This is a genomic window from Sandaracinobacter neustonicus, from assembly GCF_006385875.1.
Classification (GTDB): Bacteria; Pseudomonadota; Alphaproteobacteria; order Sphingomonadales; family Sphingomonadaceae; genus Sandaracinobacteroides; species Sandaracinobacteroides neustonicus.
Window position 1 is genome coordinate 107,305 of the sequence record NZ_VFSU01000024.1, and the last position, 13,846, is coordinate 121,150.

Below are 13,846 nucleotides of genomic sequence, written 5' to 3' on the forward strand. Positions count from 1 at the left end.
CAGGAAGCCATGTCTAGCCCCGCTTGTCGAGCCGTGCGACGAAAAAGCCGTCGCAGCGGTCGTGCAGCGGGGTCAGCGCCTTGCGTCCACCCGGCGTCAGCCCCGTGCGAGCGGCGGCGGCCTCTGCCTGCGCCGGGCCTTCTTCCGTCAGCACCGAACAGACCGCGTAGATAAGGCGGCCGCCCGGCTTCACAAGCGATGCCCCCAGATCGATGAGCCGCGCCTGAACATGCGTCAGCCGCGCCAGCCGCTCGGCCGTCAGCCGCCAGCGCAGTTCCGGGTTGCGCCGCCATGTGCCCGTGCCGGAACAGGGCGCATCCACCAGCACCAGATCGGCCGCGCCTTGCAGATCGGCCAGCGCCTCCATCTCCCGCCCCGGGTTCAGCAGCCTTGGCTCCACGAATTCGCCCAGCCCGGCGCGCTGCAGCCTTGGCCCCATCGCCTGCAAGCGTGTGCGGTCCGTGTCAGAGGCGATCAGCCGCCCTTCGCCAGCCATGTCCGCCGCCAGCCCCAGCGTCTTGCCGCCCGCGCCCGCGCACAGGTCGATCACGGTTTCGTGCGGCTGTGCGGCGGCGAAGGCCACCACCAGCTGGCTGCCCGCATCCTGCACTTCCACCGCGCCGCTCTCGAACAGCGGGTGCCGCTCCAGCGGGCGAGGCGTTTCCAGCCGCAGCGCGCGCGGCAGGCCCGGCACCGGTTCGGCTTCCAGTTCGGCGGCCACGGCGGCAATGTCCGCGCCCGGAGCCACCCGCAAATCCAGCGGCGCGCGGGCCCCCAGCGCCAGCGCCTCGGCCTCGAACGCGTCGCCAAAGCGCGCCCGCATGGCAGGCTCCAGCCACAGCGGGGCCAGCGCCGCCTTCGCCCGCGTTTCATAAGGCTCCACGGGGGAGGGTGCATGCGCGCTTCCATCGAACAGGGCCAGTTGCTCCGGCGCGTCCGCCTCCAGCCAGCCAATCAGCGCGGCGCGGCCCGAATAGGGCCGCTCGGCGGTGAAGCGGATCGCGCCATAGACCAGTTCGCGCACGGCGGCGCGATCCTTCGATCCGGCATAGCGCCGGGTCTGGAAATAGCGTTGCACCAGCGTATCGGCCGCCGCGCCCTGATGCGCGGCGGCCTCGATCACCTGATCCAGAATCTCGATGGCAGCCTGAAGCCGCGCCTGCGGCCGCATCAGCGCGTCGGGTAATTCGGCGCCTCGCGCGTGATCGTCACATCATGCACATGGCTTTCGCGCAGGCCCGCATTGGTGATCTGCACGAATTGCGCCCGCTCGCGCAGGTCTTTCAGGGTCGCCGCACCGGTATAGCCCATCGCCGCCTTCAGCCCGCCCACCAGCTGGTGCAGCACATCGCGCGCAGGCCCCTTGTAAGGCACCTGACCTTCAATGCCTTCAGGCACCAGCTTCAGCTGATCCTTGATATCCTGCTGGAAGTAACGGTCCGCCGAACCGCGCGCCATCGCCCCCACGCTGCCCATGCCGCGATAGCTTTTATAGGCCCGGCCCTGATACAGGAAGGTTTCGCCCGGCGCTTCCTCGGTGCCTGCCAGCAGGCTGCCGATCATTACCGCGCTCGCGCCCGCCGCCATCGCCTTGGCGATGTCGCCCGATGTGCGCAGCCCACCGTCGGCGATCACCGGGATGCCCAGCTTCGCCGCCGCTTCCACCGTGTCCATGATGGCCGTCAGCTGCGGCACGCCCACGCCCGCCACCACGCGGGTGGTGCAGATGCTGCCCGGGCCGATCCCCACCTTGATTCCATCCGCGCCCGCGTCGATCAGCGCCTTCGCGGCTTCGGCGGTGGCGACGTTGCCCGCGATCACCTGCGCATGGTTGGACCGCGCCTTGATCCGCCGCACCGCTTCGGACACCTGCCGCGAATGGCCGTGCGCGGTATCCACCACCACAAGGTCGCACTCGGCGTCGATCAGCGCTTCGCTGCGTTCGAACCCGGCTTCGCCAACCGTGGTCGCGGCGGCCACGCGCAGACGCCCGGCGGCGTCCTTGGTGGCATCCGGGTAGGTCACCGCTTTCTCGATGTCCTTCACGGTGATCAGCCCCACGCAGCGCCCGGCGTCGTCCACCACCAGCAGCTTTTCGATCCGCCGCTGGTGCAGCAGCCGCTGCGCTTCTTCCTGTGAAACGCCTGCCTTCACCGTCGCCAGATTCTGCCGCGTCATCAGTTCGGCCACCGGCTGCAGCTTGTTTTCCGCGAAGCGCACGTCGCGGTTCGTCAATATGCCGATCAGCTTGCCCGGCTGCCCCGGCTCAGACGGCTCCACCACCGGAATGCCGGAAATGCGGTGCCGCGCCATCAGCTCCAGCGCTTCGCCCAACGTCTGGTCCGCCGTCATGGTGATGGGGTTCACCACCATGCCGGATTCGAAGCGCTTCACCTGCCGCACGGCTTCCACCTGTTCGGCGATGGTCAGATTGCGGTGCAGCACGCCGATGCCGCCGGCCTGCGCCATCACGATGGCCATCTGGGCTTCCGTCACCGTGTCCATCGCAGACGACAGCACGGGGATGTGCAGCCGGATGTCCCTGGTGATGCTGGTCGACGTATCGGCCTGCGATGGCAGCACGGCGGATTCCGCCGGCACCAGCAGCACGTCGTCGAAGGTGAGCCCCAGCCTGATCGCCATACCTGATCCGTCCGATCTTCAAATATGAGAATGGGGCGGGCCACGGTCGGCCCGCCCCGAATCTCGTTCAGCAGTAGCCGCGTCAGCTCTTGGTGGCGAGCCACGCCGCATAATAACGCGCCAGCTGGTTGCGCGGAGCACCGGAAACCTTGGCCAGCGCTGCCTCTGCGCCCGCCTTGTCTCCGGCATTGCCCAGCGTGAAGGCCAGCCGCAGATTCGCGGTATCGGCATCGATGCCGCCCTTTTCAAGGGCCAGCTTGTAAAGTTCCGCGGCCTTGGCCCAGTTGCCGAAGCCCAGATTGGCATCCGCGGTGCCCATGGCGCTGCGGCCGTTGGCGGCGGCGCGGGCTTCCTTTTCCAGCTGGTTCAGCTGTGCCTTGTCGGCTGCGGCTTTCGGCGTCACCACCGCCGACAATTCCTTCACGAACGGCGTGGTGCTTTTCAGCGCGCCCTTCGCAATGCCTTCATCCAGCACGGATTTCGCTTCGCCCGGCAGGCCGCGCGTCGTCGCCGTTTCGGCGAACTCGGCATAATCGCGTTCGCCCGTCAGCGCGTTGTTGGCGCGGATCAGCCGCATCACGTCCAGATTGCCCTGATCGTCCAGCTTCGCGCTTTCGCGATAGATGATCAGAACGTCGCGCCAGTTGGTGGGGCTGGGATAGGCCTTCACCAGCGCTTCGCTGGTGGAAACGATTTCCGCCGGCAGCTTGCTATCATAGGCGATGGCCAGCGCGCGGCGGTACCAGGTTTCGTCGGCCTTGCTGGTCTTTTCCTGCGTGGCGATGGCCTGTTGCAGCGTGGCGATGGACTTCTGGGGCAGCTTCTGCCGCTGTTGCAGCTCGGCGATTTCCACCAGCAGCCCGGCGTCGCTGGGGTTCAGCGCCAGCACCTGCTCGAACTCGGCCTGCGCCTTGCCATAGTCCCCCCGCTGCAGCGCCAGCGCGCCGAGGTTGCGGCGGAACTTCACCACATCTTCGGCGGGCAGCTTGCCGGATGCAACCGCGCCTTCGAGAGACTTCTCGATCAGCGCATTGTCCTTCAGGTTGATCGCCGAATTCAGCGTCAGCATGTTGACGATATACAGATCGTCGGCGTTCTTGTTCGGGATTGCATCGGCCTGCTTCAGCAGCTCGACAGCACCCGCCCAATCGCCTGCGCCTTGCGCCTTCTGCGCTTGCGCCGCCAGCGATTGCACCGGCTTGGAAAGCTTCAGCGCCGGCGGCTTCTGCTCTTTCTGTGCCATCGCCGCCTGCGGCGTGGCGGCCAGAAGAAGCGCCGCGAATGCGGCTGCGGATGCGCGTCCGAAAACGGTTGTCATGTGCCCACTCTCCTCAGTGCCCGGTTTTGTTGCGGCCCTATGGGTTCAGGGGGTCGGCCTTGCAGCCGCCGCCGTGTCCCGAAGCTGAACGGCTCCTCGCACCCGGCCCGCCAGCCGTCAAGCGGCGGCGGCATCCGTATCGGCAGGCGGCGGCGCGGGAATGGTCAGCCGTTCATTGCCCGTCCAGCGCAGCAACCAGTCCAGCAGTTGCGCCGCGCACGCCGGGTCTGCCGCTTCCGCGCGCGCCAGTTCCGCGCCCAGCGCCGCCATCAGCCGGTCTGTCCCGGCCTGCCAGCCTTCATCTGCCGCCGCCGTCTGGCCCAGCAAGCCCTCCAGTTCGGCGCGCAAGGCGATCCGCCGCGTCTGTCGTATATCCTCGCCATCGGCCAGCATCAGCATCAGCCCGGCGAGCGTTGCCGCCGATTTCCCCGCATAGCTGTCGCCCAGCGCGGGCAGCACCATCACGCCTTGCGCCATGGCGAAACAGCCCAGCGCCTCGCTGTTGGAAAGGCTCATGCGCGCAGCTCCTTCAGCAATTCCACCGCCTGAAGGTTGTGCGCGCGATAGGGGTAGAGCGAGGCGAAGATCATCGTCGGGTCCGCCGTTTTCTGCATCGCCACTTCGAAGGCAGAGGTGATCCAGATCGCCAGCCCCTGATAGGTGGAGAACAGCTGCCACCAGCCGCGGCTGCGCGCATCGAACTGGCGGCCGGATGCCGCCTCCCACGCGGCAATTGCGGCCTCCCGGGTGCAGGTGCCCGCCACCACGCCCGGCATCTGGTGCCCCCATAACGGGTCCGTCACCCAGGCCAGATCTTCCATCGGATCGCCCAGATGCGCCATTTCCCAATCCAGAATCGCGAGCAGCCGATTGTCCGCATCCACAAGGAAATTGCCGGAGCGGAAATCCCCATGCACCAGCGTGGGCGGGCCGGATGGCGCGGGGATATTTGCCACCAGCCAGCGCCACGCCGCATCGGCCGCCGGTTCGGGCCGCAGCCGGTGGCGGTCGATCTCCGCCTTCCAGTGCGCCAGCCGCCCGGCGGCATCCATGAAGGGCAGGGTGGCGCGGTCCGCCGCATCCGGCTCCAGCGCGTGCAATTGCCCCAGCGCGGTGAACAGCGCCACGCCGGTTATCGCCGCATTGGCTCCATAGGCCCCCGGCTCGAACGGGTTGCAAGCCCGGCCACCGGCAATCTCTGTCATCACGAATCCCGGCGAGCCAAGGTCCACGCCGCTCGCGTCCAGATGCACCGGGCGCGGCACCGGCAGCCCCGCCGCATGCGCCCGGCCGATGGCGTGAAACTCCACCTCGCGGGAGGTGTCGATCAGGCTGGCAGACGGATCGCGCCGCATCACCAGCCATTCGGAACGGCCCCCGGCGCTGGCGCGAAAGCGGTAAGTCTCCCGCGCGGCACCGCCATGGAAGCGGTCGATGCCGTCGATTGCCACGTCCGCGCCCCACAGGCGCGACATCAGCGCTGTCAGCCGGGCCTCAGGCAAGGTCGAACAACTCCCGGAAACCCGAAGGTGCGTGCGGGCCGATGAACAGCTGCTCCAGCACGCCCCGGCCGTGCAGGATGCGCCCATCCGGCAGCTTCATTTCGGCGGAAACCAGTGCCTGAATATGCGCGTTCAGCGGGCTGGCCGGATCGGCTGCCGCCGTATCGAAGCGCTCGGTCTGCACGTCCAGTTCGCCACGCCAGCCGCCATGGCCGAACTTCGGATGGCCATAACCGATGCCGTGCATGTGAAACGCTGCCTCCGGCATCAGCTTCACCTGCACCGGCCCGTCCGCCATCCGCCCGCTCAGCAGCGCTTCGCCCGCGCGGCGCGTGCCCGGCCGATAGGGAAGGGCGGCCGCAGGGTCCGCCAGCTTGGTTTCCGCGCCCGACGCCAGATCCACCAGCACGGCAGAGCGATTCCACGGCGCGCCATCGGCAGCATCGTTGGTGTGGAAGAACAGGGCATGGCCGTCGAAGTTGATCGGCGCCCACAGCCAATAGAATTGCGGCAGCGCGGGCGGGGCCGCCCCTTGCGGATCGGCCGCGCCGATCGGCCGCACGCCCCAGCTGCGATCCCGCGTGCCACGCCAGCTGTCCACGCCGATGCGCTGCCCATCCACCGTCACACTGCCGGACACCGCGACATTCTGCGTCATCCGCGTCACGTCCATGATGGTGCGCGGGCCTTGTCGCCATGTGAAGCGCGGCTCCTCGATGGGGGCGTGCCGCCCCTCGAACAGCAGGTCCGCGCACAGCCCGTCCGTCTCGCTCAGCCGCAGCCGCAGCTTCTTCAGCGGCTCCACCACCTCCACGGAAATCGGCCCCACTTGTGTATCCAGCCGCTCCATCCCCAGCAGGCGGGAGGCGAACACAGACCGCTGCACCCCGCCTTCCATCCAGCAGACAGAGGCGTCCATCACGTTCAGATGCGGATAGACTCCCAGCGCCGCCGCCACGAAGCGCGACCCGTCCGCAGGCTGGGCATTGAAGAAATAGCGGTCATAGAAATTCCGGTCCGTGCCCGCATAGGCTATCGGCTCCGGGCGCTGGTGCACCGGATAGTCATCGGCCTTGGTCAGCATGTCTCTCTCCCGCTCCCCTTGTTGGCGAATAGACCGCGCGCTCTCAAGCCTGCCAAAAGAACCGGCTTCGCCTGCGGCCTCGCAAAACCGTCATGTCGGCGCTAAGGGGCTGGCCATGTCCTCTCAGAATCTCTCTCCGGCAGATGCCCGCCGTCGCCGTTCGGCCGCCCGGCTCGCTGCCGTGCAGGCGCTTTACCAGCATGCGTCGGCCAGCACCCCGCAGGCGAAGCTGATCGCCGAATTCCATGATCACCGCCTGGGGGCGGAGGTGGAGGGTGAACAGCTCTCCGCCGCCGATCAGCCCTTTTTCGACGATCTCGTCTCCGGCACGCTCGCCCGGCTGGACGAGCTGGACGCGCTGATCGCGCAGTTCCTCGGCGCGGGCTGGTCGCTGGACCGGCTGGACAGGCTGATGCTGCAAATCCTGCGCGGCGGGGCCTATGAACTGCTGGCCCGGCCGGACGTGCCGCGCGCGGCGGTCGTCTCCGAATATGTCGATGTCGCCCACGCCTTCTACGAAAAGCGCGAGGCCGGATTCGTGAACGCCCTGCTGGACAGGCTGGGCCGTTCCGTGAGGGACAACGAAAGCTGAGCCTTGAGGCAGATATGCTGGCCCGCCTGAAGGCCGTCGCCCGCCACCCGGCGGCGCGCGGGCTGGCGGACGACGCGGCCGTGCTCGGCTGGCCGCTGGGGCAGGATCTGGTCGCCACGCACGACATGCTGGCCGAAGGCGTGCATTTCACGCCCGATTGCCCGCCCGCAGACATCGGCTGGAAGCTGGCCGCCGTGAACCTGTCAGACCTCGCGGCGATGGGCGCGCGGCCCGTCGGCGCGCTGATGGGGGCGGGCATCGGCAACGCGCGCGGCACCGACTGGGCCGCCGAACTGCTGCGCGGGCTGATGCAATGCCTCGACGCGTATGACACCCCGCTACTCGGTGGAGACACCATCCGCTCCGGCCCCACCAGCGTCCTCTCGCTCACGGCATTGGGGCAATCGGCCCCCGGCACCGCACTGGCGCGGAGCGGCGCGACGGACGCAGACGATCTGTGGGTTTCCGGCACGATCGGCGACGCCGGGCTGGGCCTCAGGATCGCGCAAGGTGGCCCCGGCGCATCCGCGCTGCTGAAACGCTATCGCCGCCCCACCCCCCGCCTCGCGCTGGGCCTCGCGCTGAGCGGGGTGGCGAGCGCGGCAATGGACGTGTCGGACGGGCTGCTGATCGACGCCGCGCGCCTCGCCGCCGCCTCGGGCCTTGCGGCGGATATCAGTGCCGCCGCCATCCCGCTCAGCCCGGACGCCCGCGCCAGCGGCGTGCCAGTCGCCGAGCTCGCCACGCTGGGCGATGATTATGAACTGATCTTCGCCGCGCCCCCCGCCGCCCGCGCGAAAATCGAAGCCGCAGCCACACAGGCGCGCACCCCCATCTGCCGCATCGGCCGCCTGCACGCGGGCGCGGGCCTCACGCTGGACGGCGCAACACCCGCCGCGCTTGGCTATCAACATCGCTGAGCCGTTGCGCGGGCGCGACGGGTTGCGCCCCGTCCGCCACAGTGCCACAACCTTTCCACCCCCGCCGGGCATGTCCGGCGGGAGACGCCCATAACCGGCGCGATCCCTGGGGAGGGGGAGCGCCCCTTTTGAGAGGGGTAGGGGACTGATGGATTTCGTCTTGATCGCCATCCTGTGCGGCCTGTTGGCCGTGCTCTATGGCCTGTTCACCACGCGGCAGGTGCTGGCAGCGCCAGCCGGAAACCCGCGCATGCAGGAAATCGCCGCCGCCATTCAGGAAGGGGCCGGGGCCTATCTGCGCAAGCAATATAGCGCCATCGCCATCGTTGGCGTGGTCGCGCTGGCGCTCGTCTGGTGGTTCTTCGGGGTTTATCCGGCCATCGGCTTCCTGATCGGCGCGCTGCTGTCCGGCCTCACCGGCTTTATCGGCATGAACATCTCCGTTCGCGCGAACGTCCGCACGGCGGAAGCCGCGCGGCAGGGGCTGCAGGCGGGCCTCACGCTGGCGTTCCGCGCCGGGGCCGTGACGGGCATGCTGGTCGCGGGCCTCGCGCTGCTGGCCATCGCGGGCTATTATTACATCCTCACCCGGCAACTCGGTTTCGCCACCGATGACCGGGTGGTGATCGACAGCCTTGTCAGTCTCGCGCTGGGTGCGTCGCTGATCTCCATCTTCGCCCGTCTGGGCGGCGGCATCTTCACCAAGGCCGCCGATGTCGGGGCCGATCTCGTCGGCAAGGTGGAGGCTGGGATTCCAGAGGATGACCCCCGCAACCCCGCCGTCATCGCCGATAACGTGGGCGACAATGTCGGCGATTGCGCCGGGATGGCCGCCGATCTGTTCGAAACCTATGTCGTCACCGTCGGCGCGACCATGGTGCTGACAGCGCTGCTGGTGGGCGGCGAACATCTCTCCAGCCTGATGATGCTGCCGCTGCTGGCAGGCGGGGTGTGCATTCTCACCTCCATCCTCGGCACCTATTTCGTGAAGCTGGGTTCATCGAAGAACATCATGGGCGCGCTCTACAAGGGCTTTGTGGTGTCGGCGCTGGCCTCCATTCCGGCCCTGTGGCTGGCGACGAAGCTGGTGTTCCCGGATATGTCCGCAACGCTGGGCACCGCCAATGGCGTGGCCTTCACCGCGACCGATCTTTTCCTCTCCATGCTCGTCGGCCTCGCCGTTACCGGGCTGATGGTGTGGATCACCGAATATTACACCGGCACCAATTATCGCCCGGTCCGTTCCATCGCCAAGGCGTCGGAAACCGGCCATGGCACCAACGTGATTCAGGGGCTGGCGATCAGCCTGGAATCGACGGCGCTGCCCACGCTGGTGATCTGCGCGGGGATGATCACGGCCTACCAGTTCGCAGGCGTGATCGGCATCGGCTTCGCAGCCACCGCGATGCTGGCGCTGGCAGGCATGGTCGTCGCGCTGGACGCTTATGGTCCGGTCACTGACAATGCGGGCGGCATCGCCGAAATGGCGGGTCTGGAAGGCGAAGTGCGTGAACGCACCGATGCGTTGGATGCCGTGGGCAACACCACCAAGGCCGTCACCAAGGGCTATGCCATCGGCTCAGCGGGGCTGGCGGCGCTGGTGCTGTTCAACGCCTACACGGCGGATCTCGGCAAATTCTTCACCGATCTCACCGTCGATTTCTCGCTGTCCAATCCGTACGTTATCGTCGGCCTGCTGATCGGGGCCTTGCTGCCCTATATCTTCGGGGCGATGGGGATGACGGCGGTCGGCCGCGCGGCCGGATCGGTTGTTGAGGAGGTGCGCCAGCAGTTCCGCTCCAACCCCGGCATCATGGCGGGCACCTCCAAGCCGGATTACGCCCGCACCGTGGGCCTCGTCACACAGGCCGCCATCAAGGAGATGATCATCCCCTCGCTGCTGCCGGTGGTGGTGCCGATCCTCGTCTATTTCGTCATCACTGCGGTGGCGGGGCAGGCGAACGGCTTCGCGGCGCTCGGCGCGCTGCTGCTGGGCGTGATCGTCTCCGGCATCTTCGTCGCCATCTCGATGACCTCGGGCGGCGGCGCATGGGACAATGCGAAGAAGTATATCGAAGACGGCCACCACGGCGGCAAAGGCTCCGACGCGCACAAGGCGGCGGTGACCGGCGACACCGTGGGCGATCCGTATAAGGATACGGCCGGGCCTGCGGTGAACCCGATGATCAAGATCAGCAATATTGTGGCGTTGTTGTTGCTTGCTGCTCTTGCCCATGGCTAAGCGGGTGGGGGAGGGCGTGAGCCTTCCCCCATCCACTGCCGTTCGTTCGGAAGCCGGACGTTGATTCACCCACCACCGTCACCCCGGACTTGATCCGGGGTCCAGCTGTTCTTCGGCGGCGGTTTGGGTGGATGTGGGCTACGCGGAGCAATCAATGGGATTGTCCGCGCGGAGGCGCGGCCGCTGGCGAAGCCAGCGAGTCCGCTCAGAGGGAAAGGGAAAGAAAAAATCCGGCGAACCGAAGGTCAGCCTCTGGCTGAACGCCGGACTCGTCGGACGGGTTCGTCGGGCTGATGCCCTCCGCCCCGCCGTCCGGGCTTGCGCCGAGTCTGCGAGTTAAGGCTTTGCCTTAATCGCAGCCGGCTACAGCCTCACTGCGGCCCACCGCCACCCGGCGCGGCCCCCACAGTGCCAATATTCCCAAACAGATCCTCCAGCAGCGTCGCCTCGCGGCCCAGAGTCGGGGTCTTGTCGGAATTGGGGCTGATGTTCGCCACATGCTCCAGCCCGCGGCGTTCCACATTGCTTACCGATCCATCGGCGGCAAAGCGCACGATGATCACCCGCTGATCCCTCGGCACCGGCCGGGCAAAGGCCAGCTGCTTGGTGTTGCGCGACACATAATACCAGACGTTCGGATCCCAGCGGCTTTCCAGCGTGGGGCGGCCCAGCGCGCGCTGCACGGATTCCTTGTTGTCCACGCCCGGCTGCACGCTGTTCGCCAGTTCCTCGTCGGCGATATAGCCCTGATTGTTCTGGATTTGCCGCGTGGCGCAACCGGCGGTCATCAGGGCAAGGGCAGGCAGCAGGATCAGGTAAGGCGGGCGCATCGGCTCTCCGGCAGTAAAATTCCGCTGCTTGCGGGCAGCGATTACGCGCGTCATATGCGCGTTGGATGCCGCCCTTGCAAGCAAGCGGGCGTCGGCTCGTCGCACGCACCGGCCTGCCGGGCATCACTCAGGAACCGCGAATGTCCCTTCTGAAGCGCCTGCTGAACCCGCCCCCGCCGCCGCTGATGCCCCTGTGGACATGGATCACCGAAACCGCGCGGGACCCGCTCTACTACACCCGCCACCAAGTCGCAGACACGGTGGACGGCCGTTTCGATATGGTGGCGCTGGTCTCCTCGCTGGTGCTGATCCGGCTGGAACAGCTCGATCTGCGCCGCGAACAGGCCATCCTCACCGAACGCTTCGTGGAGGATATGGACGGCTCGCTGCGCGACATCGGCATCGGCGACATGGTGATCGGCAAGCATATGGGCCGCATCATGGGCGCGCTGGGCGGGCGGCTGGGCGCTTACCGCGACGCGCTGGCCCAGGCCGCCGCGCCGGACCTGCTGGCCGAGGCGCTGGCCCGCAATGTCTATCGCGGCGATCCGCCCGACGGCGCGGCAGAGGATATGGCCATTGCCGTGCGCGCGCTGTTCGCCCGCATCGCCGCTGCGCTCCCTGCGCAATTGCTGGAAGGAACCGTCCGTTGAGCACACGGGAATTCTCCCACATCGTTGCGCTGGCGAAGCTGTCGCCGCGCGCGCAACCGCATCATCTGTCCGCAGGGGAGGGGGCGCGTGAGGCGCTGGCCCGTCGCTTCGGGCTGATCTCCATCGCCCGGCTGGAAGGCGATTTCGACGTCTCCCGCAGCGGCAATGGCGCCGATCTCACCGGCCGGATGGTGGCGGATGTGGTGCAAAGCTGCATCGTCTCCGGCGAACCCGTGCCCGCCCATGTGGAGGAGGAACTGACCCTCCGCTTTGAGCCGCAGGCCGAAGCACCGGACGATCTCGAGCTGGATTCGGGCGCGCTCGACGTGCTGCCGGTGGAAGGCGACAGCATCGATCTGGGCGAGGCGCTGGCGCAATCGCTCGCGCTCGCGCTGGACCCATGGCCCCGCGCCGCGCCGGAGCAGCTGGCCGCAGCCCGCCGTCACCTGATCACAGAGGCAGAGGCCGAAGCGCAAGCGGAAGCCGAAAAGCTGGCCGCCAGCCCGTTCGCGAAGCTGCGCCCGAAATGAGCGGCATCGGCCCCATCCCGGTTCGCACCACCATCTTCGAATTCATGTCCGCGAAAGCGGCGGCGCTGGGCGCGATCAATCTGGGGCAGGGCTTCCCGGATGCCAGCGGCCCGGCCAGCGTTCGTGCAGAAGGCGCGCGGCTGATGCTGGAAGGGCCGCAGCAATATCCGCGCATGCGCGGCACGGATGGGCTGCGCACGGCGCTGGCGGCTTTCTATGCCGAGACGCAGGGGCTGGCGCTGGACCCGGCGACGGACATCGTCGTCACCAGCGGCGGGACGGAGGCGATCGCCGCCACCCTGCTGGCGCTGCTCTCGCCCGGAGAGGCGGCGCTGGTGATCGAACCCGCTTATGACGCCTATGCCCCGCTGATTCGCCGGGCGGGCGCGACGGCGAACTTCACCCGGCTGTTCCCGCCCGAATGGCGCATCACCCGCGCCGCGCTGGAAGCCGCCGTGACGCCGAACACGAAGCTGATCCTTGTGAATGATCCGGTGAACCCCACCGGCCGCATGCTGGATGCGGATGAACGCGCCGCCGTGCGCGAGGTGGCGCTGGCGCATGATCTGCTGATCGTCGCGGACGAGGTGTGGGAGGAAGTGCGCCCCAATTCGCGCCCGCATGTCAGCCTGGCGGCCGATCCGGCGCTGGCGGGCCGGGTGGTGAAGATCGGCTCTGCGGGGAAGATTTTTCAGGTGACGGGCTGGAAGATCGGCTGGGCACTGGCGCCTGCGCCGCTGGCCGCGAAGATTGCCGCGACGCACCAGTTCCTCACCTTCACCTCATCCCCCACCTTGCAGGATGCGGTGGCTTTCGGCCTCAACAGCGAACGGGCGTGGCTGACCGTCATGCGCGACGAGATCGAGGCAGGCCGCGCCCGGCTCGCTGACGGATTGGCGGCGGCAGGCTATGTGGTGCTGCCGTCGGAAGCCACATGGTTCCTCTCCATCGACCTCGCAGCCTCAGGAATCGCGCTGGGAGACGTGGATTTCTGCACCCGAATCGTGGAGCAGCACGGAATCGCCGGAATCCCCGTCAGCGCCTTCTTCGAGGGGGAGGACGGCCCAACCAATGTCGTCCGCTTCTGCCACGCCAAGGCCCCGGCCACCATCGACGCCGCGCTGGAACGGCTGGCGGCGGCGCGGAGGGCGCTGGGTTAAAAGGGCGATTACAGCTTTGCAAATCCGCCGACTTTTCGGCCTCTACCGCCGCCGCCCGCTCAGGCTGAGCTTGTCGAAGCCCATGGAGCATGTCCCCCGGGCTTAGCCACAGTGCTTTCACGTCCGGGGCTTCGACAAGCTCAGCCTGAGCGGGGGAGAGGACAGGCAAGCGATTCCGGCTCAATCGCTCCTAGAAGTCGCTGCAAATCCCGTTGCGTTCCCAATCGCCATAGCGGGTGGGTTCGGGGCCTTTGGGGCCGCCGATTTCGCCGGTCTCAGCGGGTTTCTTTTCGGCCTCAGCCGGTTCGGCCTGCGGCTTTTGCGGGGTCTCTTTCTCTGCCATGCGCGCTGCTCTAGCATGGCGCGAACAAG

Annotated in this window: 14 protein-coding genes; 6 read left to right on the plus strand and 8 right to left on the minus strand. The window is 67.6% G+C overall.

Features of this window, described 5'->3' with window-relative positions; genetic code table 11:
* Positions 1–13: 13 nt before the first annotated feature.
* The 6 genes from FJQ54_RS09240 to FJQ54_RS09265 all read right to left on the minus strand — a co-directional run bounded on the left by FJQ54_RS09240 (position 14) and on the right by FJQ54_RS09265 (position 6,547).
* Complete coding sequence (locus FJQ54_RS09240; protein ID WP_140928131.1) at positions 14–1,171, minus strand: RsmB/NOP family class I SAM-dependent RNA methyltransferase; 1,158 nt, start codon at positions 1,169–1,171, stop codon at positions 14–16.
* Positions 1,171–2,643: an IMP dehydrogenase gene (gene guaB, locus FJQ54_RS09245; RefSeq protein WP_140928132.1), complete on the minus strand. Its 1,473-nt coding sequence runs from the start codon at positions 2,641–2,643 to the stop codon at positions 1,171–1,173. The genes FJQ54_RS09240 and guaB overlap by 1 nt, the downstream gene beginning before the upstream one ends.
* Before the next feature lie 82 nt (positions 2,644–2,725).
* The gene (locus tag FJQ54_RS09250; protein WP_140928133.1) at positions 2,726–3,961 is read right to left on the minus strand and encodes a tetratricopeptide repeat protein; all 1,236 of its coding nucleotides are present in this window, start codon (positions 3,959–3,961) and stop codon (positions 2,726–2,728) included.
* Between the two features lie 117 nt (positions 3,962–4,078).
* Positions 4,079–4,477, minus strand: coding sequence for a hypothetical protein (locus tag FJQ54_RS09255; RefSeq protein ID WP_140928134.1), 399 nt, complete (start codon positions 4,475–4,477; stop codon positions 4,079–4,081).
* The gene (locus tag FJQ54_RS09260; RefSeq protein WP_181160075.1) at positions 4,474–5,436 is read right to left on the minus strand and encodes a phosphotransferase family protein; all 963 of its coding nucleotides are present in this window, start codon (positions 5,434–5,436) and stop codon (positions 4,474–4,476) included. Before FJQ54_RS09260 ends, FJQ54_RS09255 begins: the two co-directional genes overlap by 4 nt.
* A gap of 19 nt (positions 5,437–5,455) precedes the next feature.
* A complete protein-coding gene (locus FJQ54_RS09265; RefSeq protein WP_140928136.1) occupies positions 5,456–6,547 on the minus strand; it encodes a hypothetical protein in 1,092 nt (363 codons plus the stop codon).
* Positions 6,548–6,662: 115 nt separating this feature from the next.
* Here FJQ54_RS09265 and nusB point away from each other — a divergent pair, with 115 nt between their 5' ends.
* The 3 genes from nusB (at position 6,663) to FJQ54_RS09280 (ending at position 10,301) form a co-directional block, all read left to right on the plus strand.
* Positions 6,663–7,139, plus strand: a complete 477-nt coding sequence (nusB, locus tag FJQ54_RS09270) for a transcription antitermination factor NusB (RefSeq protein ID WP_140928137.1) — start codon at positions 6,663–6,665, stop codon at positions 7,137–7,139.
* A gap of 14 nt (positions 7,140–7,153) precedes the next feature.
* Positions 7,154–8,059, plus strand: a complete 906-nt coding sequence (gene thiL / locus FJQ54_RS09275; protein ID WP_235890381.1) for a thiamine-phosphate kinase — start codon at positions 7,154–7,156, stop codon at positions 8,057–8,059.
* 148 nt (positions 8,060–8,207) lie between these two features.
* Positions 8,208–10,301, plus strand: a complete 2,094-nt coding sequence (locus FJQ54_RS09280; RefSeq protein WP_140928139.1) for a sodium-translocating pyrophosphatase — start codon at positions 8,208–8,210, stop codon at positions 10,299–10,301.
* A gap of 371 nt (positions 10,302–10,672) precedes the next feature.
* Here the strand turns inward: FJQ54_RS09280 and FJQ54_RS09285 are convergent, their stop codons facing one another.
* The gene (locus FJQ54_RS09285; RefSeq protein ID WP_235890382.1) at positions 10,673–11,185 is read right to left on the minus strand and encodes an outer membrane protein assembly factor BamE; all 513 of its coding nucleotides are present in this window, start codon (positions 11,183–11,185) and stop codon (positions 10,673–10,675) included.
* 86 nt (positions 11,186–11,271) lie between these two features.
* Between FJQ54_RS09285 and FJQ54_RS09290 the strand changes: the two genes are divergently transcribed.
* Genes FJQ54_RS09290 through FJQ54_RS09300 form a run of 3 tightly spaced genes read left to right on the plus strand, consistent with a single transcriptional unit; the run spans position 11,272 to position 13,474 of the window.
* The gene (locus tag FJQ54_RS09290) at positions 11,272–11,784 is read left to right on the plus strand and encodes a ubiquinol-cytochrome C chaperone family protein (protein WP_140928140.1); all 513 of its coding nucleotides are present in this window, start codon (positions 11,272–11,274) and stop codon (positions 11,782–11,784) included.
* Complete coding sequence (locus tag FJQ54_RS09295; RefSeq protein WP_140928141.1) at positions 11,781–12,314, plus strand: YceD family protein; 534 nt, start codon at positions 11,781–11,783, stop codon at positions 12,312–12,314. The genes FJQ54_RS09290 and FJQ54_RS09295 overlap by 4 nt, the downstream gene beginning before the upstream one ends.
* Positions 12,311–13,474, plus strand: a complete 1,164-nt coding sequence (locus tag FJQ54_RS09300; protein ID WP_140928142.1) for an aminotransferase class I/II-fold pyridoxal phosphate-dependent enzyme — start codon at positions 12,311–12,313, stop codon at positions 13,472–13,474. Before FJQ54_RS09295 ends, FJQ54_RS09300 begins: the two co-directional genes overlap by 4 nt.
* A gap of 190 nt (positions 13,475–13,664) precedes the next feature.
* Here FJQ54_RS09300 and FJQ54_RS09305 read toward each other — a convergent pair whose 3' ends face one another.
* Positions 13,665–13,817: a DUF1674 domain-containing protein gene (locus tag FJQ54_RS09305; RefSeq protein ID WP_140928143.1), complete on the minus strand. Its 153-nt coding sequence runs from the start codon at positions 13,815–13,817 to the stop codon at positions 13,665–13,667.
* Between the last annotated feature and the right edge of the window lie 29 nt (positions 13,818–13,846).